This is a genomic window from Enterococcus caccae ATCC BAA-1240 (assembly GCF_000407145.1).
GTDB classification, from domain to species: domain Bacteria; phylum Bacillota; class Bacilli; order Lactobacillales; family Enterococcaceae; genus Enterococcus_L; species Enterococcus_L caccae.
Genome location: NZ_KE136473.1, coordinates 1,012,536 through 1,036,488, shown reverse-complemented (window position 1 = coordinate 1,036,488; position 23,953 = coordinate 1,012,536). Strand labels below are relative to the sequence as shown.

The 23,953-nt window shown below is 36.2% G+C and carries 19 protein-coding genes and 1 rRNA gene; 3 read left to right on the top strand and 17 right to left on the bottom strand.

Going from position 1 to position 23,953, the window contains the following annotated elements; genetic code table 11:
- The 6 genes from I580_RS10425 to I580_RS10400 form a co-directional block, all read right to left on the bottom strand.
- A 16S ribosomal RNA gene (locus I580_RS10425) occupies window positions 1–283 on the bottom strand; the annotation flags it as partial.
- Window positions 284–911: 628 nt separating this feature from the next.
- The gene (locus I580_RS10420) at window positions 912–2,405 is read right to left on the bottom strand and encodes a HAMP domain-containing sensor histidine kinase (protein ID WP_010771935.1); all 1,494 of its coding nucleotides are present in this window, start codon (window positions 2,403–2,405) and stop codon (window positions 912–914) included.
- Between the two features lie 11 nt (window positions 2,406–2,416).
- Window positions 2,417–3,103, bottom strand: a complete 687-nt coding sequence (locus tag I580_RS10415; protein ID WP_010765234.1) for a response regulator transcription factor — start codon at window positions 3,101–3,103, stop codon at window positions 2,417–2,419.
- 149 nt (window positions 3,104–3,252) lie between these two features.
- Entirely contained in the window at window positions 3,253–4,674 is a 1,422-nt protein-coding gene (gene gndA / locus I580_RS10410; RefSeq protein ID WP_010771934.1) for an NADP-dependent phosphogluconate dehydrogenase, read from the bottom strand.
- 242 nt (window positions 4,675–4,916) lie between these two features.
- Window positions 4,917–5,096: a 50S ribosomal protein L32 gene (gene rpmF / locus I580_RS10405; protein ID WP_010763436.1), complete on the bottom strand. Its 180-nt coding sequence runs from the start codon at window positions 5,094–5,096 to the stop codon at window positions 4,917–4,919.
- 59 nt (window positions 5,097–5,155) lie between these two features.
- Window positions 5,156–5,722 (bottom strand): YceD family protein, encoded by a 567-nt coding sequence (locus I580_RS10400; protein ID WP_010771933.1) that lies wholly within the window; start codon window positions 5,720–5,722, stop codon window positions 5,156–5,158.
- 158 nt (window positions 5,723–5,880) lie between these two features.
- Between I580_RS10400 and I580_RS10395 the strand changes: the two genes are divergently transcribed.
- Window positions 5,881–6,660: an ABC transporter ATP-binding protein gene (locus I580_RS10395; protein ID WP_010771932.1), complete on the top strand. Its 780-nt coding sequence runs from the start codon at window positions 5,881–5,883 to the stop codon at window positions 6,658–6,660.
- Window positions 6,661–6,725: 65 nt separating this feature from the next.
- Here I580_RS10395 and recQ read toward each other — a convergent pair whose 3' ends face one another.
- The 5 genes from recQ to I580_RS10370 all read right to left on the bottom strand — a co-directional run bounded on the left by recQ (window position 6,726) and on the right by I580_RS10370 (window position 13,181).
- Window positions 6,726–8,513, bottom strand: a complete 1,788-nt coding sequence (recQ, locus tag I580_RS10390; RefSeq protein ID WP_010771931.1) for a DNA helicase RecQ — start codon at window positions 8,511–8,513, stop codon at window positions 6,726–6,728.
- A 252-nt stretch (window positions 8,514–8,765) separates the two neighbouring features.
- A complete protein-coding gene (gene typA / locus I580_RS10385; RefSeq protein WP_010771930.1) occupies window positions 8,766–10,601 on the bottom strand; it encodes a translational GTPase TypA in 1,836 nt (611 codons plus the stop codon).
- Between the two features lie 222 nt (window positions 10,602–10,823).
- Window positions 10,824–11,582 (bottom strand): inositol monophosphatase family protein, encoded by a 759-nt coding sequence (locus I580_RS10380; RefSeq protein WP_034860288.1) that lies wholly within the window; start codon window positions 11,580–11,582, stop codon window positions 10,824–10,826.
- Between the two features lie 16 nt (window positions 11,583–11,598).
- Window positions 11,599–11,877, bottom strand: coding sequence for a UPF0223 family protein (locus tag I580_RS10375; protein ID WP_010771928.1), 279 nt, complete (start codon window positions 11,875–11,877; stop codon window positions 11,599–11,601).
- Window positions 11,874–13,181 (bottom strand): voltage-gated chloride channel family protein, encoded by a 1,308-nt coding sequence (locus I580_RS10370; RefSeq protein WP_010771927.1) that lies wholly within the window; start codon window positions 13,179–13,181, stop codon window positions 11,874–11,876. The genes I580_RS10375 and I580_RS10370 overlap by 4 nt, the downstream gene beginning before the upstream one ends.
- 321 nt (window positions 13,182–13,502) lie before the next feature.
- On the opposite strand from I580_RS10370, the gene I580_RS10365 reads away from it, so the two are divergent.
- Window positions 13,503–14,858, top strand: coding sequence for an MATE family efflux transporter (locus I580_RS10365; protein WP_010771926.1), 1,356 nt, complete (start codon window positions 13,503–13,505; stop codon window positions 14,856–14,858).
- A gap of 72 nt (window positions 14,859–14,930) precedes the next feature.
- On the opposite strand, the gene I580_RS10360 is transcribed toward I580_RS10365, so the two are convergent.
- Together I580_RS10360 and I580_RS10355 are read right to left on the bottom strand one after the other, a co-directional pair.
- On the bottom strand, window positions 14,931–15,434 hold the full coding sequence (locus I580_RS10360) for an HD domain-containing protein (RefSeq protein WP_010771925.1): 504 nt from the start codon (window positions 15,432–15,434) through the stop codon (window positions 14,931–14,933).
- A gap of 299 nt (window positions 15,435–15,733) precedes the next feature.
- Window positions 15,734–16,693 carry an aromatic acid exporter family protein gene (locus tag I580_RS10355; protein WP_010771924.1) on the bottom strand — a complete coding sequence of 320 codons (960 nt, stop codon included), beginning with the start codon at window positions 16,691–16,693 and terminating at the stop codon, window positions 15,734–15,736.
- A 116-nt stretch (window positions 16,694–16,809) separates the two neighbouring features.
- Between I580_RS10355 and I580_RS10350 the strand changes: the two genes are divergently transcribed.
- Window positions 16,810–17,418, top strand: a complete 609-nt coding sequence (locus tag I580_RS10350) for an FUSC family protein (protein ID WP_010771923.1) — start codon at window positions 16,810–16,812, stop codon at window positions 17,416–17,418.
- 40 nt (window positions 17,419–17,458) lie between these two features.
- Here the strand turns inward: I580_RS10350 and floT are convergent, their stop codons facing one another.
- From floT to I580_RS10330, 4 genes are all read right to left on the bottom strand, one after another.
- A complete protein-coding gene (gene floT / locus I580_RS10345; protein ID WP_010771922.1) occupies window positions 17,459–18,940 on the bottom strand; it encodes a flotillin lipid rafts scaffold protein FloT in 1,482 nt (493 codons plus the stop codon).
- A gap of 20 nt (window positions 18,941–18,960) precedes the next feature.
- On the bottom strand, window positions 18,961–19,485 hold the full coding sequence (locus I580_RS10340) for an NfeD family membrane protein (RefSeq protein ID WP_010771921.1): 525 nt from the start codon (window positions 19,483–19,485) through the stop codon (window positions 18,961–18,963).
- A 230-nt stretch (window positions 19,486–19,715) separates the two neighbouring features.
- The gene (locus tag I580_RS10335; protein ID WP_010771920.1) at window positions 19,716–23,144 is read right to left on the bottom strand and encodes an ABC transporter permease; all 3,429 of its coding nucleotides are present in this window, start codon (window positions 23,142–23,144) and stop codon (window positions 19,716–19,718) included.
- 6 nt (window positions 23,145–23,150) lie between these two features.
- Entirely contained in the window at window positions 23,151–23,852 is a 702-nt protein-coding gene (locus I580_RS10330) for an ABC transporter ATP-binding protein (protein WP_010771919.1), read from the bottom strand.
- Window positions 23,853–23,953: the final 101 nt, after the last annotated feature.

Here is a 23,953-nt window from a genome sequence, read left to right as displayed (position 1 = left end):
CGTTACCTCACCAACTAGCTAATGCACCGCGGGTCCATCCATCAGTGACACCCGAAAGCGTCTTTCAAATCAACACCATGCGGTGTCGACTATTATGCGGTATTAGCACCTGTTTCCAAGTGTTATCCCCCTCTGATGGGTAGGTTACCCACGTGTTACTCACCCGTCCGCCACTCCTCTTTTCAAATGAGTGCAAGCACTCGGTAGAAAAGAAGCGTTCGACTTGCATGTATTAGGCACGCCGCCAGCGTTCGTCCTGAGCCAGGATCAAACTCTCATAATAAAAGTTGAACACAATCTTGCGATTGTTAAGCTCATTTGTTTGCTAGCATATTGCTTCGCTTTGTTAAAAATTGTTGTTTGTTTTTACCGTTGTAAAAACAACCTACACATTTGGTTCGTCTTACTTTGTTCAGTTTTCAAAGGTCTACTGTGTTACCTCGCAGCAACTTTTATATCATATCAAATCTTCGATTTGATGTCAACACTTTTTTAAAAAAAGTTTCAAAGTTTTTTCTGCTTGATGTTATCGAATGTTTCGCGACAACTTCATTAGTTTATCAGGTTGTTTGTTATTTGTCAACAACTTTTTTCTTGTTTTTTCAAAACATTCAAGCTGTTTTGAATTAACAACTTTGTTATTCTATCATGATTAACTTCGTTTCGTCAAGTAGAAAAAAACTTTTTTTATCTGCTTAATGAAAGTCAAAGTACAATCATCAGAACATGTATAAATATAACAATACTTATCATAAAATGCAACTAGAAAATGGCTATTTTTGATACTTTTTTTTCATAGCGAACAAATCTTCCAACGAGCAATCAAGCATTCGTTTTTACTATAGTATTCAACTTGAGATCAGTTTCAATCATTCGGCTTATTACACAAAAAAATAGGAGCTTGTATGCTCCTACTTTGTTTTTACTACTATTGGGATATAAATTCTAAATATTGTCCCTTGATGTACAACACTTTCTGCATCTATTCTTCCTTTATAATTTTCCACCAATTGTTTAGCAATCGATAATCCCAAGCCATTTCCACCTTTATTGCGGGCTCGAGCCTTATCTACTCTGTAGAAACGGTTAAATATTTTGTCCAAATCTTCTTCCGGAATTCCTTCGCCAAAATCTTGGATAGCAATCTCAAACTCACTTAATGTTTTAGAAATAGAGATATGCACCTCTTTACGAGTTGTTGAATATTTCACCGCGTTATCTAAAATAATAACCAAAAGCTGTTCAAAATGATTCCGATAAATAGCTAACGTCACTTCATGGATCAAGTCATCATCTAATGTAATAACAAAATCTGGGTATAATATTTTAAAGTTGTTAAACACTTGATAGACCACTTGCTTTGCATTTGTTGTGTGATTTGGATATTGAACATCTACTTGTTCTGCACGAGATAAATCTAACATTTCTTGGACAAGACTCTTCATACGAACAATTTCTTGTAGACTAGCTTCTAAAGATTCATCTAATACTTCTGGATCTTCCTTGCCCCATCGATTCAATAGATTCAAATGCCCCTCAATAATTGCAACAGGAGTGCGTAATTCATGAGAAACATCCTCTACGAACTGTTCTTGCTGTTCAATGTAACGCCTCATACGATCAAGCATTTCATTAAAAATTTCAGCAAGATCTGCTAGCTCATCATTAGAATGGATGTCAGGCATATGGATATCTGACTGTGGATCTTTTCTGATTGTATCCATGGTATCTCTCAACACCTTTATCGGTTTTAAGAAATAAGATGATAAAATAAAGCCCAGGATACTACTTAGTATCAATGAAATGATTTCCAAAATTATCAAAGTTAACAATAGTCGGTTTCGAATATCATAAAAAGAAGACAATTCGTAAAAGGCTTGAATATAGCCGATCTGTTCTCTATTCTCTTTCGAATACACTGGTTGGATGATTAAAAAACCAGTTTTATCATTTAACGTTCTAATTTCAGCACCTTGCTTTTCTTCTTTCACTAGTTTGCTTTGGACTTTTTGCGTTTCGAATACTAATGTTCCAGCTTTGTCATAAACAGATAAGAATAATGCTGGTTGTCCTAACTCAGAAAGCATCGTGTCCATCTCCATCAACGATCCTTCTACGGAAAGCTTTTTGTTATCTAAACTTGTTTCATCGATGCTAGGCGTTTTTAGTTTCTCATAAACACCTGCTATTGTTAGATTTTCATCAGCGTTCGCCAAACGATTGCCAACTTCCGCGACAGTTCTTTCAACATTTTCACGTTCTTTTTCAACAATGAGACTAACAGAAGATTTATAAGTGATTACCGCAAAAATCGTAAACACTACAAATATGAAGAAAGAACTTGCAGAAGCCCACTTGATTGTCAAAGAAGGCCCCTTCAGTTCTTTTTTTGCTGCTTTTTTCATTTTCACCGTTCTCACGAGCGCATCACATAACCTGTTCCACGAACAGTTTGAATGTAACTCTCCTCGCCTGGAACATCAATTTTATTACGTAAATAGCGGATATAGACATCCACAACATTTGTCTCAACTTCTGTTTCGTAACCCCAAACCTTGTTTAGTAGCACGTCACGGGCTAATACCACATTTACATTTTCCATTAATGTCAACAACAATTCATACTCACGTTTTGTTAATTCAATCATTTCAGAATTACGACGAACAACTCGGTTTTCTTTTTCAATCGTTAAATCACGATATGTGATCGTTGTTTGCTTCGCTACGTTTTTATCTCCTTCGATATCGATTCGGCGAAGTAATGCGCGTAATCGCGCCAATAGTTCTTCTATGGCAAATGGTTTTACAATGTAATCGTCTGCTCCATGATCTAGACCGGATACTCGATCGATTACAGAATCACGTGCTGTCATCATGATGATTGGCGTATTTTTTACTTGACGCACACGTCGACAAACCTCAAGCCCGTTTAATTCTGGCAACATCAAATCTAAAAGGATAGCATCCCAATCATTATTTAAAGCCGCTTCTAAACCAGTACGTCCATTGTAGTGAACTTCTGTTGTATAGCCCTCATGTTTCAGCTCCAGTTCTACAAAACGCGCTAAGTTTTTTTCATCTTCAATAATTAGAATATTACTCATTGGTTATTTGTCCTTTCTCTTTAAAAGCTATCTTAAAGCCTACCCATTATACCCACTTTTAACTCAAAAAGCTAGTAACAACCTATTTTTTGTATATTACAGAGAGAAAACCATGAGAAGCCTTTGAATCCCATGGTTTTCCAACATATTTATTCTTCGTTATACCAACTATAGTGGTAAGTACCTTCTTTATCAGTACGTTGATACGTATGTGCACCAAAGTAATCTCTTTGCGCTTGAATCAGATTCGCTGGTAAGCGCTCTGAGCGATAAGAATCATAATACGCAATAGCTGAAGCAAACGTCGGCACTGGAACTCCAGCTTGAACAGCGATCGAAACAACATCACGAACAGATTGTTGATATTTTTTAGTGATATCAATAAAGTACTCATCTAATAGTAAGTTTTCGATTGTTGGATTTTTGTCATATGCATCTGTAATTTTTTGTAAGAATTGAGCACGGATGATACAACCTGCACGCCAGATTTTAGCGATGTCACCAAAGGGTAAGTCCCACTCATAATCTTCAGATGCGACACGTAATTGAGCAAAACCTTGTGCATAGCTCATAATTTTACTGAAATAAAGAGCTTCACGAATTTTTTCGATCAATTCTTTTTTATCTCCTTGGTAAGCAGGTGTTTCTGGTTTGGCCAATACTTTACTAGCTTTTACACGTTCATCTTTGTATGCAGAGATGAAACGAGCAAATACAGATTCCGTGATCAATGGTAGTGGAACACCTAGATCCAACGCACTTTGACTAGTCCACTTGCCTGTTCCTTTATTACCAGCAGCGTCCATAATAACATCAACGATTGGTTTACCAGTTCCTTCGTCGTCTTTGCGTGTTAAAATATCTGCTGTGATTTCTACAAGATAGCTATCTAGCTCTCCTTTATTCCATTCTTTGAATATCTCAGCCATTTCATCAACTGAAACATCCAGAATATTTTTCATTAAATCATACGACTCAGCAATCAATTGCATATCACCGTATTCAATCCCGTTGTGCACCATTTTAACATAATGTCCTGCACCATTAGGGCCGATATAAGTAACGCATGGTTCGCCATCTTCTGCCTTAGCTGAAATTTTCTCCAAAATAGGTGCAACTAATTCATAAGCTTCTTTTTGTCCACCAGGCATAATCGACGGACCTTTCAACGCACCTTCTTCACCACCTGAAACACCAGTACCAATAAAGTTAATTCCTGAATTAGCTAACTCTTCATTTCTACGAATCGTATCTTTAAAGAATGTATTCCCGCCGTCGATCAAGATGTCCCCTTTATCTAAATGAGGTAATAGTTCTTGAATCGTCGCATCTGTTGCAAAACCAGCTTGAACCATCAACATAATACGGCGAGGTTTTTCAATAGAGTCTACAAATTCTTCAATAGTATAAGTCGCTTTAAAATTTTTATCTGGATGTTCTTCAACGACATCCGTTGTTTTTGAACCTGTACGATTAAATAGGGCAACTGAATAACCTCTACTTTCGATATTTAAGGCTAAGTTTTTTCCCATTACAGCCATTCCGACTACACCAAATTGTTGTTTTGTCATCTTGTATCCTCCCACTATCTTTGAAAAGAAGTTCATTAGAATTTTCTTATAATCTACATTATTATAACGTAGAATGCTTGATATGAAAACAAAATAGTTCGATTAATTTCATTTATTCTTGTTTATTTCTAGATTTTGGACAATTTCAGAGGAATGTCGATTAAAAAAATCTCGCTAATTAAAATAAATCCCCTAGGCTCCATGGTTAGCCTAGGGGATTTTAACATTTTCAAAAAAATGTTTTATGCTTCTTTAGAGATTACGTCTTTTCCATCGTAATGTCCACATGCTGGACATACGTGATGGCTTTTTCTCATTTCACCACAGTTTGAACATGCATTCAAACCTTTAATAGTTAATTTGTAATGAGTACGGCGTTTGCCCTTTTTAGCTTTTGAAGTTCTTCTAGCTGGTACTGCCATTGGTGTTCCACCTCCTTGTAAAGATGTGTGCATAAAATGCACGATATATTCCAATCTTACTAGTTATCGTCATCTTCAGTTGTTTCATTGAATAATTCGGATAATTTCGCAAGACGAGGATCCATTGTTTGTTGTGCTTCAACTTGTCTTTTCTGTTCATACTCGTCTTCTGATAGAACTTCCCAGTCATTGCCTTTTGGCATATCTTGACTTGTTTGTTCTTCTTCTGACAATACTTGAATTGGAATAGACAAAAGAATGTTATCTTCGACGGATTCATCTAAATCAATTGTTGGTTTTTCCAACAAAATAATTTCTTCATCTGCCAAACGTTCATCTCTTTGCTGATATTGTTCAGGAGTCATAAAAACTTCGTCAACATCAATCGCAAAAGTAAGAGGAACAGGTGTTAAAGAACGTGAAGATGGAACTGTTACAATAACATCGATTCTATAGTGAAGCAAATACTCTTCTTTTCCTACTGTTAATATCCCAGTTGCTTTAACAGGACTAACATCTAGAATTAGATTGTCTCTTTTCATTAAAGACTCTTTTAAATCAAGTGTCTCTGAAAATTCACATGGTTTGTCTTTGTATTTGTTTAGTTCTAGTAAAGACCATTTCATATTCATCACCTCATAACGCAACAAAAGCAATTATACAAGGGTTTGAAAGCTTTGTCAATGAAATTTTCTTGACAGTGTTTTCTTCTTTCATTTTTTTTCAGCCCCTTCTATTTTATTCTTGATTTTTAATGGTAAAATAAAGGAAAGGAGGAGTTAGTATGAAAGCTTTTGAGTTTAATAACGTCTCATTTATTCGGGATAAAAAGACGTTGTTAAATAACGTCAATTGGTCTGTCGGAACTTCGGAAAACTGGGCAATTCTTGGTTTGAACGGAGCTGGTAAAACACTACTTTTGCAATTGATTTGTGGTTATTTATGGCCATCCCAAGGTCGTTTGGAGGTATTAGATCAAGTATTTGGTCAGGCTTCGATACCTGAGCTACAGCGTCGAATCGGTTGGGTCAGCACTGCCTTACAATATCGGATGAAAAATTGGGAAACTGCCGAAAAAATTGTTCTTTCAGGTAAATTTGCCAGTATCGGAATTTATCAGCACTATACTGACGCCGAACTAGAACAAGCTAAAACAATCTTAAAAAATGCTGGTGGAGAAACACTTATTGGGAAAAAATACGAAGTTTTGTCACAAGGAGAACGTCAATTGGTTTTGATCTCAAGAGCATTAATGACCAATCCAGAATTGTTGATTCTAGATGAACCTTGTAATGGTTTAGATTTATTCGCTAGAGAGAAGCTTTTGTCTCAAATACAAAATATCGCAAAGCAGAAAAATCACCCTACATTGCTTTATGTCACTCACCATACTGAAGAAATTCTACCATGCTTTAATCACTTAATGTTATTGAAAGATGGACAAATCTTTGCCAAAGGAACCCAATCAGAACTATTTAATGAGGAAACATTCGCAGATTTTTACGCTGAACCAATCCAAATCATTCCATTAAAAGACAAACGTTTTGCTGTTTATCCTATATAAAGGAAGCCCATCGAACAAAAAAAGTTAGAGCAAGTCTCTAACTTTTTTTGTTTGACAGTTCAAACTTACTGAATACTGTTCCCGTTTTCTTCTGCTTGTTTGAACCTTTCAATTGCTGATAAGAATTTCTCTCCATATTTATCTAATTTATTCTGTCCTACTCCTTTTACCTGTAGCAACTGAATTGAATTTTTAGGAAGTTTTTCGCACATTTCTTTCAAAGTGCTGTCAGAAAAAATTAAGTATGGCGGTACACCTGCTTCCTGTGCCAAATCCATCCGTAGCTCTCTTAATGTTTCAAATAACCCATCATTGACCACAACTTTACGAACACGCTGATCCTCTTTTCTAAATACTGTCTGTTCCCCTAAAAGTACTTGAATCCCTGTTGGCGAAACTGATAACAACGGATATTGTCCATCAGATGGATTTAAATATCTTTCAGCAGTCAGATAATCAATCAGTTGATTTACTTCTTTTTGCGTTCGATCTTTCATCAATCCATAAGTAGGCAAACGATTAAAATGCCATTGATCAATTTTTTGATCTTTTGAACCGGTCAATACTTTACCAACTAAACCTTTTCCAAATTTTTCCCCCATTCGTTTTACACATGACAGTACTTTTTGAACGTCAACTGTAATATCCACTAATTCCCGCTCATCTAAACAATTGGAACAACGGCCACAATCATGACCAGTTTCTCCAAAATAGCGTAAAATAAATTTTTGTAAGCACATTTGAGCATTAGCATACTGAGACATCTCTCTTAATTTCATGTACTCTTTTTGTTTATAATCAATGGTCATTTCTGATTGATCAATAAAAAATTGCTGGATTTGCAAGTCTTGTGGAGCGTATAATAAGACGGCATCACTTGGTAAGCCGTCACGTCCCGCACGACCAGCTTCTTGGTAATACGATTCAATATTCCCTGGTATCTGCGCATGAATAACAAAACGAACATTACTTTTATTGATTCCCATACCAAAAGCATTGGTTGCAACCATTACTTGTAATTTATCAAATAGAAATTCTTCTTGATTATGATTGCGTTCTTTCTCATTCATCCCACCGTGATACATACCGACAGCGATTTTTTTACTTTGAAGGAGATGATAAATTCGCTCAACTTCTTTTCTAGTACTAGCATAAACAATACCAGATTGACCTTGATTCAATTTTAAATATTCTAAAAGAAAAACATCCCTATTTTGATCTTTAACCACTTGAAAAGATAAATTCTCTCTAGCAAAACCAGTCTGTACTTGGTTCTCTTTAGGTATATGCAATTGTGTCAGAATATCTTCCGCTACTTGAGGTGTTGCGGTGGCCGTCAGAGCAATAACCGCCGGCCGCTGCTGAAATTGTTCGATGATTTCAGCCAAGCGCAGATAACTCGGACGAAAATCATGTCCCCATTGAGAAATACAATGCGCTTCATCTACTGCCAACAAATCAATTGGGACGTGTAGGAGTAATTGTTGAAAATCAAAGGATTCCAAACGCTCAGGCGCTACATATAAAAGCTTGACTTCACGATCAACTGCCATCTGAACGCGTTTATTCATTTCTTGTTGAGAAATCGTACTATTAATAAACGTTGCTGGAATTCCCATCATATTTAGCGCATCAACTTGATCTTTCATCAAAGAAATCAATGGCGAAATTACCAAAGTTAAATTTTCTAACATAAGGGCAGGCAACTGGTAACAAATTGACTTACCACCGCCTGTGGGCATAATACCTAAAACATTTTCTTTATGTAAAACATGATTGATGATTTCTTCTTGTCCTTGACGAAACTCATCGTATCCAAATTTTTCTTTTAGTAGATCTTTGATGCCAATCATGAAATTCTCTCCGTTCTTCGTGTCTGGTTGTTATTTTAGCATGCGCTATACTGCAATTCAAGGAAGGATTTATAGATTGTGAAACAATTCGTCTTTTGTGAAACACTATTATAATTTCTCCAAACAACAAAACCTTGATAAATGAAGGTTTCTAAAATTAAGATACGTATTTCTTGTCATTATTCATTAAAGTTATCCACAAAAAAAAGATGGAACAAAACTTTTCAAGTCTTATTCCACCCACTTATTTTTTTATTCAGCTACTTTTTTCTTTTTGCTAGCTTTCTCACGTTCGTTTTTATTAAGAATTTGTTTTCTTAAACGAATGCTTTCTGGTGTTACTTCACAATATTCATCGTCATTCAAGAATTCTAATGATTCTTCTAATGTAAGGATTTTTGCTTTTTTGATAACTGACGTTTGGTCTTTGTTGGCAGAACGAACGTTAGTCATTTGTTTTGCTCTTGTGATGTTTACAGTCAAGTCATTATCGCGGTTATTTTCACCGATGATCATACCTTCATAAACATCAGTCGTAGGCTCTACAAAGACTGTTCCACGTTCTTCAATACTCATAATACTGTAAGTAGTTGCTTTACCAGTATCGATCGAAACCAAAGCACCTTGATGACGTCCGCCAATTGTTCCTTGAATCATTGGTAGATATTGATCAAAGGTATGGTGCATAATACCGTATCCACGAGTCATTGACAAGAATTCAGTTGTATAACCGATCAAACCACGAGCTGGTGCTAAGAAAATCAAACGAATTTGACCGTTACCAGTGTGGATCATATCTTGCATTTCACCTTTACGTAGGCTTAATGATTCAATAACACTACCCATATATTCTTCAGGAGTATCGATTTGAACACGCTCAAACGGTTCGCATTTTACGCCTTCAATCTCACGTTCAATAACTTCAGGACGAGAAACTTGTAGTTCGTAACCTTCACGACGCATATTTTCTATCAAAATTGATAAGTGTAACTCACCACGTCCAGATACAGTCCAAGAATCCGGTCCAATTGGTTCTACACGTAGTGATACATCTGTTTGTAGTTCTGACATTAAACGTTCTTCGATTTTACGAGAAGTGACATATTTACCTTCACGACCGGCAAACGGAGAGTTGTTTACTAAGAATGTCATTTGTAATGTTGGTTCATCGATGTGTAGGATTGGTAAAGCTTCTTGGTGCGCAACATCCGCAACAGTCTCACCAACGAAAATATCTTCCATACCTGAAACAGCAATCAAGTCGCCCGCTTTAGCTTCATTGATTTCAACACGTTGCAAGCCAAAGAAACCAAAGATTTTCGTCACGCGGAAGTTTTTCACGCTACCATCTAATTTCATTAAAGCAACTTGATCTCCGACTTTCATTGTTCCACGGAACACACGGCCGATACCAATACGTCCAACGTAATCATTGTAGTCTAATAATGATACTTGGAATTGTAAAGGCTCATCTGAGTTATCAACTGGTGCAGGTACGTGTTCAATAATTTGATCAAAAATAGGAGCCATTGTTGGTTCTTGATCTTCAGGATTATCAGAATCGCTTGAAGTTCCGTTTAATGCTGATGCATAGACAACTGGGAAATCCAATTGATCATCATCCGCACCTAATTCGATAAATAATTCTAAGACCTCATCTACAACATGCTCAGGGCGTGCAGAAGGTTTATCAATTTTATTTACAACGACGATTGGTGTTACTTTTTGTTCTAATGCTTTTTTCAATACGAAACGTGTTTGAGGCATTGTTCCTTCGTATGCATCGACAACTAAAACTACGCCGTCTACCATTTTCATGATACGTTCTACTTCACCACCGAAGTCCGCGTGTCCAGGTGTATCCAAAATGTTGATACGAGTACCTTTGTAGTCAACTGCTGTATTTTTAGCTAAGATCGTGATTCCACGTTCGCTTTCAATAGCGTTTGAATCCATCGCACGTTCTTGTAATTGTGTGTGTCCATCTAACGTATCTGATTGTTTTAAAAGTTCATCTACTAATGTTGTTTTACCATGATCGACGTGGGCGATGATGGCCACGTTTCTAATATCTTCTCTGTATTTCAATGTAATTGCTCCTTATCCTTTTGCCTTACGTCACTTGTTCATTAAATCCGACTGTTTATTATACCAAATTTTTTTCATGAAATATAGTCTAAAGCTTTCAAAAGTTGTGAAAACTTCATATTTTATTGCCTTTTTCTGAAAAAATACCATATTTACTGAAAAAAAGCAACATTTTCTGATGAATTATCGCTCGTTCTCTTCTATCTTAATAGGCAATACGTACTAATTGCGAATAAAATCTTTCTGAATTTGAGCATATGCTGTAGGAGTTGCTGCCAAAAAGTATTCACGTTTAGCAAAAGCTAGTGGTTTTCCTTCTATATTAGAATACTTATAACCAAACTCATTAAGTAACACTAAACCAGCAGCATAATCCCATGGACTTAAGTTAGAAATATAGCCAATATGATTGCCCTTAAGCATCGCAATCAGTTCGATTCCTGCGCAGCCACTAACTCTAATCCCCATGCTTGCATGACCGATTTCACCAGCAGCATAAATATTTTTACCGTACATATACGCATTCATTCCTAATAATCCTTTTGATAGAGCGGTATCTTTTGGCTGTTGTAATTTTTGATCATTGAGAAAAACTCCTTGTTTCCTGCCGCCCCAATACAATTCATCTTTCATTACATCATAAATAAATCCTAACTGTCCTACACCATCTTCGTACACAGCGATCATGATACAAAAATTTTCTTGTTCCATGACAAAATTCATCGTACCATCAATAGGGTCGATAATCCAAACACGACCAGCAAGTGACTCAATTGTATCAAAGCCTTTCTCTTCAGCTAAAATGCGATCATTAGGGTAATTCTGGTTGATTTTCTTGATAAAAAAAGCTTGCGTCTCTTCATCAATGTTTGTGACTAGATCCTTTCTATTTGACTTTTGAGAAACCAAAAGTTTATTGGTCAAGCTAACTTGAATATATCCTGCTGCCTCTTTTAACCATTCTTTGATTTGGATAATCATTTTTTCTGAAGTCAATTTAATCAGCTCCTAGTTTCAATCTACCTGACTCTTGCTTTTTAGCTTGTTGAAGTGTTCGATATAACGAATACCCTGATGCTTTTTGAAAGTCATTTCCTAAACGTTTTTCTTCACCAATACTTTTAACAACTGTTTTGAATCGTTTGTACGCCTTTAAAAAAACGTCGGTATCGATTCCAGTTTCGTTTGCTTGTTCTACGGCTGACCACAAATTAGTCACGATCACCATTTCATCTATTGTCCAATCTAAATCTAACGGATATTGGTAGTCTTTCATTTTTTCACCTCATCATCTAGTGTAGCATAAGTTTTTTTATTCCTTTTTCTATTTTGCCAATTCGTCAAGATTGGTAAAAACAAGACACCTTTTTCAATTTCTATTTTTTGGGCAGAATAAATTCCAGCATTGCCTGAACACATATAACTAATCAAACAAATCATAAATAAAAAAAGTGCTGCATCACTTCCGAATAACTCAATTCCCATAATAAAACAAGCAATAGGTGTATTCGTTGCCCCCGAGAAAACACCGATGAAGCCTAATCCAGCTAAAAACGGAACGGATACGTGTAACAACATCGCCAAACTACTGCCTAAAGTTGCCCCTATTTCAAATAATGGTGTCACTTCTCCACCTTGAAAACCTGCACCTAATGATAACACTGTAAAGAATAACTTTCCAAGAAAGTCAAACCACTGATTCTCTCCATTAAATGCATCTTTAAGCAAAGGTAAACTTAAGCCCAGATAACGCTGTGTTTGCAAAATATAAACCGCTCCTACCACAACTAGGCCTCCGACAAAATTGCGTAAGACTACATTGCCAAACCAGTTAGCATATACTTTTTTGATCCAGGCAAGCGAACGGCTAAATAACCATCCCGCTAAACCAAAACAGATACCCGCAATCATTATTTTACTAAATAGGAGTAGTGACCAATTTGGTATTTGCTCCATACTATAATGTGTATGTGTTATACCAAATGACTCTGTAACAAAATTAGCAAAAAAAGCAGCAAAAAAACTCGGAAAAAGACCATCCGATCTCAATCGACCCATCACTAAAACTTCTAAGCCAAAAATCGTTCCAGCTAACGGAGTCCCAAAAACAGAACTAAATCCGGCACTAATGCCACTGATAATAACGATTTCTCGCTCGATTGAATCTAAACGAAAAAACTTTCCTATAGCATTGGCTGTAGCACCGCCCATTTGAACCGCTGTACCTTCACGCCCAACTGACCCACCAAATAAATGCGTCGTAATCGTTCCAAACAACGTCAACGGAATAAGACGCAGTGGAATATTTTCTTGTTTCCCATTGGCTTGATCGATAACAAGGTTATTTCCTCGAATCGCACTGCCCCCATACTTCTTATATAAAAAAGCAAAACTAGCACCACTGATTGGAAGTAACAATAACAATTCTGGGTTATCTAGTCGGATTTCCGTCACTGTATCTAAACTTTTCAGAAAAAAAGCAGACAACACACCCATTATTAACCCAATCAACGAGGTAATCATTAGCCATTTGAGCATGTAAATGCTGATTTTTAGGGGTGTATTTAGTTCACGTTCCATATAGTCGTCTCCTTTCTTTTTATCAACTATTCTATCATACCACTTCTTTATTCCGTGCTGGTCAATTATACCAATTTTTTCAAAAAGAAACGAGGAGAAATAAGCGTTACTTTGACTTGAAAATGAAAAAACTCCTTTAAATTATAATTCTAATGCGACTGAATAAAGCACTTGCAAAAGCCCATTATTATGCTACTATAAAAAGGAAATTTTTATTCTCTTCCTTGTGTTTGCTCCATTGTTTGGAACTATTGTTTTTTTTGACAAAATGACAAAATGAATCGCTCTATAATTTTCTCTCAAATTGAAAGGATGTTTTCATTGAAAGAATTAACACATGGCAATCCTGCAAAACTAATTTTTTTCTTTACGATTCCATTATTAATAGGTAATATTTTTCAGCAATTTTACAATATGGCTGATATGATCATTGTTGGACAAACTTTAGGAAAAGATGCGCTAGCTGCAGTAGGATCAACTGGTAGTATTACGTTTTTAATCATTGGATTTGCCCAAGGATTGACGGCAGGTCTTTCTATTTTGACCTCACAACGCTTTGGTGGACAAGATTATCGTGGTGTGAAAAAGAGTTTTGCCACCAGTATTATCATCAGTGCAATCGTAACGATTGTTTTGACTGTTTTAAGTTTGATTTTTGTCCGTCCGATGTTATTGCTTATGCAAACACCTTTGGAAATCATAGAGGATGCACAGGTTTTCATCTCAATTATTTTTGCTGGCATTTTCGCTGCAATGGCTTTTAATTTACTCTCAAACGTGATTCGTGCTTTAGGTGATAGTAGAACACCTTTATTATTTCTGATAATTGCAAGTATTATCAATGTCGTGCTAGATTTGATTTTGATCATTAATTTTCATATGGGAGTCGCTGGTGCTGGAATTGCTACAGTTACAGCTCAAATTGTTTCAAGTCTCTTATGTGTACTGTATATTCATTGGAAAATACCTAACCTTCAATTACGAAAAAAAGATTTTTCTATTGATAAACATGAGTTTAAAGCTCATCTAACAATTGCTTTACCTATGGCTTTTCAATCATCAATCATTGCTATCGGTGCGATTATCTTACAGGCCGCCCTAAATAGCTTAGGAACCGATGTAGTAGCAGCGCAAGCGGCTTCTGGAAAAATCGAACAGTTTGCAACTCAACCAATGATGTCATTTGGGATTGCGATGGCGACTTTTACAGCTCAAAATTATGGTGCTAAAAAGTATAAACGGATTTTACAAGGTGTCAATCAATGCCTAGTTATGAGTATTGGATTTAGTCTTTTAGCTGGAGGAATTGTGATTCTTTTTGGTCAAGATTTGGTGACTCTTTTCATTAGTGCAAAAGAAACCGAAGTGTTAAACCTTTCTCAACTATACTTCAATGTCAATGGTAGCATGTATTGGTTATTAGCAATCCTATTTATTATTCGTTATACTTTACAAGGTCTTGGTCAAAGTGTCATTCCTACATTGGCTGGAATCATGGAGTTACTCATGCGTTCATTTGCAGCGATTATTTTGACAGCTTCTTTAGGATTTGTCGGTGCAGCTTTAGCATCACCGCTTGCTTGGGCCGGTTCTGTAATTGTTTTGATTGCATCCTATTTTAAAGCAATCAAAAGATTAAAACGATTAGAAATGAAACAAGAATTCGAAACACCGTAGTTGTTACAAAATTAGATAAAGAAAGGAACTGAAGTCATAACTCTTCGAGTTATACTTCAGTTCCTTTCTTTATTATACAGATTGCTTTCTAGGAAAATATTGACGCCATTTTGCTTTTACCGAATTTGTCATCGGTTCAGATGCTTCTTTGACAGCGCAATATTTATCTACCATTGTAACAATGTAGCTTTCTTTGTATTTTGGCGGAGCAATGGTTGCTCCCCACATATGTTTAATGATAATATCACGTTCTAAATCTGAAAGCTCTGTTAACTTCTCCGCATTTTTCACAGCGATTCTAGGATGCATATAAGCATGAGACCCTTCATCAAACTTTGTTGTACGCCAATCGTAATAGAACAAATCATGTAAAAGTCCAGCACGAGCTGTTGCTCTAGCATCACCGTTCCATTTTTTAGCTAATTTATAACTATAATAAGAAACGCTGATTGAATGATCTAAACGAGTTGAGTGAACATGCTGCGTATAGTTTCCTAAACGCTGTACTTCTTCAGTTTCCAACAAATCTTCCACATAAGACATATATTCTTGATCTTCACGCCATTTTTCAGTCATTAATTCTGGTTCCACCTTTTTAGAGACTTACTATTTTTATTTTTTAAATTAAGAAAAAGTCATTTTTTGAACTTGATGAAAGTATAGCACCTTGATTTTACAAATACTAGGATTTTTAGATTCCGTAACTAAACTTTAATATTTGCTTTATATTTAGAAAGTTAATCTTATAAATAAATTGTAGAACATTCTGGTATCAAGTAATGTCAACTTCAAGCTTAACATGGAGAGTTTATTTCTGACTAAAGAGACAAAAAAACTTTTCACACTATTGATTGTCTTAAGCAACTCTCATGCAGTTACTTTTCATTCTGATTTTTAGCAAACTCCGCTTTGATTTCAATGAACGATTGAAACAACTGTAAAAATTGAAATAACTGTGCTCGATTTTCAAATTCTTCTCTCGTTTTCGGCAATTCCTTTTTACGATAAACATCGTACACTTGATCAATTCGATCTAAAATATCTTGTCCATTATTATTTTCTGCAAACGTTTCAGCTGTATATTGCAACAATCCTTGAATATTTTCTACTTGCTCAGGTTCAACTGTAATATTTTCTAAAATCCGTAGCATGTCTTTTAAACGATTACTTTGTAAGCGTCTCATCGTAAAATATTCGATATAATAATGATTTGAGAAAATCAATTGGTTTTCTGCATGATTTTTTGCCCAATTTTCACCTGTTCGGATAAATTCTTTTAGTTCATTGCATTTTTCAAATAAGTTTTTTTCTTTATTAGGTTGATTTAAATAGGCAGCCATATTATTTAAAATTTTCCGAAACATCGTTTCAATCACTTCTTGATCCTCTTTTAGATGTTGTTCAGTATCTGGCATATATAAATTCATCAGTAAAGCAAATCCAACACCGATCGTCATCAATAAAAACTCATTGCCAATAATCGTCCAAGATAAATCTTGCTCAATTAAATATTGCGTCACCAAGACCGAACTCACTACAATCCCGTCTGAAAGATTAAAATGGACTGCCCCAGGAATAAACAAAAGTAAAAAGACACCAAATGCAAACGCATTAAATCCTAAAATGGAAAAACAAAGGTAAGCAATAGCTGTGGCTAATGCCAAAGAAAGGAGACGATAAAATCCTGTTAATAATGAGGTTTTCTTTGTATTTGTAACACTTAATACCGCAATGATCCCAGCAGAAGCTGGATATAATAACCCTAAACTCCCTGCAACAATCATTGATAATGTCGCACTTACGGCAGTTTTGACTGTTCTTAATCCAATTTTCATTTGACAACTCCTCACAAAATGATTAATCTTTTGTTTTAATACTAGTAATTTTACCTCTATTTCGGTTATCATTAAATAGAAAACTGATTAAATGTTGATTATAGGAGAGAAAGCTCATGGAAGTCGGTCCTTTTCGCTTAGGTATGCGTACATTCAAAACAGCTTTAGCTGTTATGCTGTGTATTATTTTATTTAAAGTATTTGATCGGGGTGCACCCATGATTGCGGCCTTAGCTGCCGTCTTTTCATTGCGACAAGACTTGACGACTAGCCTTACTTTTGGTAAATCTAGAATTCTAGGAAACACATTGGGCGGCGGTTTAGCAATCATATATTTTTTAGTTAAGGATCTTTTTTCCAACGATTTCTTAGTTGAATTATTTTTACTGCCTTTTTTAGTAATGGTTGTAATTGTCATTTCTGACGGGATGAACAACAATTCTGGAATCATCTCAGCGATCGCCACTTTATTACTGATTTCGTTAAGTATCCCTCAAGGAGAATCGTTTTACTTTGCTTTATCAAGAGTAATTGATACATTTATTGGGACTTTTATTGGCATCGGACTAAATTTCTTTTTCAAACCAAAACCAATCGAAGAGAAACATGAGATCGAAGAAGATTTAATCGAACTGGCAAAGAAAGAAAAAGAATTAGAAGAACTTAAAAAGAAAGTACAAGAACGAGTTGAAGCGAAAAAAAAACAAGATGAGACAAAAAAATAAAAAAGTGGCTAAAATCTCACTGGATTTTAGCCACTTTTTGTTATTCTTTATCACTAGATGATGCGTCATCTCCATAGAAATTCACATTACTGTTGGTTCCTTTTTTAGAAAAGTTTTCAATAAGTTCTTTTACATCTAACCCTGTTGTTTCCTTTAATGTTTCCTGTGTTCCTGCTAATAAATTTGTCGCATAATTGGTAATACGGTTAGCTCCCGCATTCTCACCGCCACTACCTGTATCGACAACAGAGATTTTGTCAATGTTGCTAAGCGGTTGGGCAGCTTCTTTCATTAATTGTGGTAGCATTTCCATTACCATACTCAAGACAGCTGCTTCGCCGTATTCCTTGAAGGCATCGGCGATCTTTTGTTTGGCTTCGGCTTCAGCCGCACCACGAGCTAAAATAGATTCTGCTTCAGCTTGTCCTGCCAAACGTGTTTGGTTGGCTTCAGCTTCTGCTAATGATTCCACACGGAAACGCTCTGCTTCAGCTTCGGCAACTTCACGAGCTTTTTGAGCCAGGGCTTCTTGCTCTTTTGCATAACGATCAGCATCCGCTTTTTTCTTCACTTCTGAATCGTATTGTTTTTCACGACGAACGATTTCTTTTTCTTCCAACTCGATTTGTTTTTGACGTTCAATGACTTTAACTTCCATCTCTTGGGCAATAACTTCTTGTTGAGCTTTAGCTGTTTCCAAATTGTAAGCTTGGTCGGCTTTGGCTTTTGCGATATCTTGCGCTTCTTTATAACTTGCTAATTTTAATTCTTTTTCTTTTGACGCTTCGGCAATTTCTGTTTGACGTTGTAATTCTGCTTGTTGTGATTCTTTTTCAGCTTCGGCTTTTTTGATTCGTGTTTCTTTCCAAGCCTCAGCTTCAGCGATATCTGCATCACGTTTAACTTGTGCGATTCTTGGTTTACCTAGAGAATCCAAGTAGCCATTTTTATCGCGAACTTCTTTAATGGTAAATGATACGATGATCAGACCCATTTTCGCTAAATCCACACTTGCTACTTCTTGCACACTTTGGCTAAATTTATCACGATTTTGATAAATTTCTTCCACTGTCATAGAACCTAAAATCGAACGAAGATGTCCTTCTAGCACTTCACGTGCTTCATTTTCAAGCTCTTCACGCGTTTTACCTAAAAATTGTTCCGCAGCTGTTGCGATTTCTTCAACTGATGAACCGATTTTGATGATCGATGTTCCATCACACATCACTGGAACCCCTTGTTCTGTGTAAACCTCTGGAGTCGATACATCCAATTTACTTGAGAGCAGACTAATACGGTTTGAACGTTGGAACACTGGCAATACAAAGGCTCCACCGCCACGAACGATTTTTATTTTATTGCCTCGCTCATCCGCATGCACATTTTTACTCCCTAAGTAACTCCCACTAATAATCAATGCTTCATCTGGTTTAGCTGTTTGATATTTCGAAATAAACACGATCAACATCATTAATAAAATAAACACAACCAGAACAATTGGTCCTAAAATCCCTAATTCCATTTTCTTCTACCCCTTCTCTTTTATAATTGTAAACTTCCTTCGTAAGGAACCACGTAACATACACGCTCTCTAATTTCAATAATCAACACTTGTGTTCCCCGTTCGATTGTTCGCTCTTGAGGAGCATAGAAAGCAGCTGGTCGACTGATCGATCCTGTGACACTTTTCAACTGTATTTCCCCCATACCACCGACTGGAATCGGTGTCACAACAGTTGCGGTATGTCCTTCCATATCTTTCTCTGATATTGAGATGGTTGATTCTGCGTTTTTCATTGGCATCAATACATAAAAATTCAACAAAAAAACAAGTATTGAAGCGATTGCTCCACTAACTAAAAATAGCACCAGGTGATGCCACTCCAGCAAGCGCTCTCCTAAATAACCGAATAATGAAGTAAAAGCCAACCAGGGTATTGCTAACATGGGATCAATCGGTCCATCAAAATCAAAAACATCTCCAAAAATCACCAATAACACAGCGATCCCCGCACAAACAATCAATGTGTAAAGATAAATCGTTTCAAGTGGGATACCTTGTATCACGTTCTCACATCCTTTCTCCTACCTAAGAGTTTTCATTCATCATTGTTCCTTGCTAACTCGGCTTCCCATTCTCATTCAACGTTCTCCCGAAGATACTTATATTTTACCAATATTTCGTACAAAAGGATAGCGAATCTTAAAAAATCATCTGCACAATGTATTTGTTTTCAAAAAAAGAATGAAACGAAAAAGTCTTGAAAAAGACCATTCGTTTCATTTACTCATTTGTTTTACTCATTTGATTTTAGAGCTTCAATCATATCAACTTTTTTCAATTTTTTGTGCATGAAAATCATAACCAGTAAAGTAAAAAATAATGTGATCAACGCTGAGTAGAAATAACTCAACCAATGAATCGTTGGTGAGAACATCAGCATGTCAACCTCAACTGTCGTCAACACGTAGCTATGAACAAGTTTTCCAAAGAAACAACCGAAGAAGATACCAATAGCTGTTAAAATAATATTTTCACGATACACATACATTGTCACTTCTTTATCGTAAAATCCTAGTACTTTAATTGTGGAAAGTTCTCTGATTCGTTCCGAAATATTGATGTTCGTTAAATTGTATAAAACGATAAACGCCAACAAACCAGAAACTGTGATTAAGACCCATACAACGATATTCAAACTATGGATCGTATCATCTAAAGCATCGCTTGAAATCGATAAGAAGGAAACATTTAATACATTTTTATTTTCCATCAATTCTTTTCCGATTGACGCCTCTACTGTTTCGCTTGGTGCTTTATCAAAGAGTAAAAATTCTGTGTTATAGAGCGGCACTTTTTGGAATATTTTTTCATAATAAGCTGGTGACATATACGCAAAATGACCAGTATAATTTTCAGCAATTGCTTTGATTTTGAGTTTGTATTCTTGGTTATCACTATTTTTTAAAACGAGTGTATCTCCTGTTTTGTAATGAAATAGATTAGCTAACTTTTCATTGATGATTACACCGTCGTCCGTTAACTGATATTTTTCACCTGATTGTCGGTCATTAAATAGAATAAATTGATCGATTTTGTTTGTTTTTTCAGGAACATAAATCGAAACATCTTGTTTAGCATTCGACTCTTTCGTCGTTTTTAACGATTCTACATATAACGGCATCGTTTCTTTCAAGCCATCTACTTTAGTTAATACCGCACGATAATTTTGAGTTTCTTTTTCTGAAGCATCCTCTTTAAAGGTAACAACTGCTTGATAATGCCAGATTTTGTTAAACTGTACTTCTACTATATCAGAAATAGAGTCTTTTAAGCCAAATCCTGTAATGATCAACGCCATACACCCAGCGATTCCTAGAACTGTCATCAACATTCGTTGCTTATAACGGAATAGATTTCGCGCTGTAACTTTTTGAATAAAGTTCAATCGATTCCAAATTGGTTTTATCCGTTCTAACCATATTCTTTGTCCTACTTTAGGGGCTTTAGGACGTAAAAGACTCGCTGGGGTACTGAATAAATCGATTCTTAAAACGACCATTGCAGCACCCGCTGTACATAAAACTGCAACTAAAACACCAATCAAACTATAACTTAAATACCACGGTGTAACAAAATCAGGAATATTATATAACTGTCCATATGCATCAAAAATAATAGTAGGGAATAGATAATAGCCAACAAACAAACCTAAAACTGCGCCACATACGCTAGCAATAGTCGCATACACTAAGAATTTAAAGGCAATTTCTCCATTTCTATACCCTAGTGCTTTTAAGCTACCTATTTCCATACGCTTTTCCTCAACCATACGCGTCATCGTTGTCAAACTGACTAACGCTGCAATTAAGAAAAAGAAAATTGGAAAGACTGTTGAAAGAGAAGAAATTCGCTTGGCGTTATCTTCATACTCTGAATACCCTGGATTATCGTCTCTTGTAAAATAATAATAGTCTGTTGTTTTTAAATCAGCCAACTCATTTTGTTTCTTTTCTAATTGTTGCTTGGCATCATTCAACTTAGGGAGTGTTTCTGTCTTGTTCTTTTGAAATTCAGCTAGCCCCTGATCATAGGCAGATTGACCTTCATCTAGTTTTACTTTGGCCTCGTTTAGTTTTGCTTGACCGTCAAGTTTTGACTGTTCCAATTGTGCTCGACCTGCTATTAACTGTTCTTTACCAGATGCTAATTGCGCTTGGGCTTGGGCTAGTTGTGCCTCAGCTTGCGCTAGTTGTTGTTGGCCTTGCGTATATTCAGCAATTGATTGATTAATCGTGCCGATCGTTTGATCAAGTGTTTGTATGCCTTGTGCAATCTGCCCCTGTTGGGATGTTGTATTCGCTAAGGCCACGTTAATTGCGCCCATAACAACCGCAATATTTCCTCTTTCCGGCTGAGCAATCAATTGATTGACAGCCGCTGCAACCTCAGCAGGTGCACCCAAAGCTTGAACTTCCGCTTGTAGTTGTGAAGCTGCTGTTGCAATACTTTCCGCTAATGAATCATCTGGTACACGATCTAAAATGGCAATGGAAGAGCCTAAACTTTGATACCCATTAACTAGTTGATTCAATGATTCATTGGATGCAGCTAATTCGTTCCGTTGTTGTTGTAAGCCTGGTAAAGCATTTTGACCTTCAGTGACTTGATTGGCCACCTGCGCTAATTCGTTTTGCTTCGTTACAAGAAGATTTTTTTGCACCACAAGTTCGTTCTCACCATTTGTAATCGCCGTTTGATTCACTACAAGTTCATTTTCTGCAGTAGCGATTTGCTGTCTATAGTCAGCCTGAGCTTGTGCTAATGCTTGCCTGCCTGATACTAATTCTTGTTCACTAACCTGTAGTTTTGTCTCGGCATCTTTTAAAGCATTTTCACCATCCGTAATTTCTTTTTGTGCTTTTTCTAAGGATGCTTTTGATTCTTCTCGAATTTCTTCTACACGTTGTTCAGGACGTTCTTTCATAACGTTTTTAACAGATGTAACACCTTTTTCACGTTTATCTTTATACTTCGAGGAATAACTATCGATCCCGCTTAACCCCTTAAACGACACTAGAATCTCTGTATAGGTTGAAAGGTCCATGTCTTCTTTTGGAACGACTGCAAAAAAATCTAGTGAGCCTTTCCCAATTGTTGTATTGCCTCTTGATGTATTTTCGATATACTCAGGTGATTGAACAAATCCGACGATTTTAAACTGTTCTTTTTTCAGAGTTTTATCTTTGTTGTCTTCTTTTGAAAGAGTCAACATTTCTCCAATTTTATAATGCCCTCGCAGTTGTGCAAGATCATCTAAAACAACTTCACCACTTTTTTCAGGCATGCGACCGGCCACTACTTTGTAGTCAATCAATGGTTGTTTGACCTTTATATCATAACTGACAAACTTAACTGCCACGTTTCGTTCACTGATCGCGAGATCTTTTGTATATCTTGGAAAAACTGTGTCTACATCTTTTACCTGTTTTACTTTACCAAGATCTTTATCTGTTAAGCCAAGTGTCGAAACGATTCGAGCATCTGGTAATTTTTGCTTTTGATAATAGTTCGATGCAGTTTGTGTCATATCGGGTCCTGTAGCTTTTAGGCCAACAAAAACCATGACACCTAGAAAAATAATACCTAGAATCGATATGAACCGTGTTTTCGACTGTTTGATTTCACGAAAACTTGTTTTGAGTAAGGCTGTTTTTTTCAACATTACCACCTACCATTCTATCTCAGATACAGGTTTTGGTTCATCATTAAGTGTCACACTTCGGACCTTCGCATCGTTGATTCGAATGACACGATCAGCCATTGGAGCAATTGCGGAATTGTGAGTGATAATGATGACAGTTGTCCCGGTATTACGAGCAGTCTCTTGTAAGATATTTAGGATTTGTTTTCCTGTTTCATAATCTAATGCGCCTGTAGGTTCATCACATAGCAATAATTTAGGGCGTTTTGCAATTGCTCTAGCAATCGTTACACGTTGTTGTTCGCCGCCAGACAATTGTGCTGGAAAATTATCTAAACGCTTCCCTAACCCAACAGATTCCAATACTTCTTCTGGATTTAGAGCGTCTGAAACAATTTGAGAAGCCAACTCAACATTTTCTTTCGTCGTTAAATTGGGGACTAAATTATAAAATTGAAAAACAAACCCAACATCATTTCTACGGTAGGTGGTTAATTGTTTCTCATTGAATTTTGCGATATCAGTCCCATCAATTATGATTTGTCCTTCATCACAAGAATCCATTCCCCCTAAAATATTGAGCACCGTTGATTTACCTGCCCCACTTGGACCTAAAATAACCGCAACCTCTCCTTTTTCTACAGAAAAAGTAATCCCATCATTTGCAGCAATTGTCGTATCTCCCATATGATATCTTTTATACTCATTAATTACTTCGATATAAGCCATGACGTTTCAATCCCCTCTCAAAGAAATTTTATCATAAGTATGCCAACAAGTCCTCTAACAGCTCAAAAGCTTTTTGATTTTTTGATTTTTTTTCGTATAAT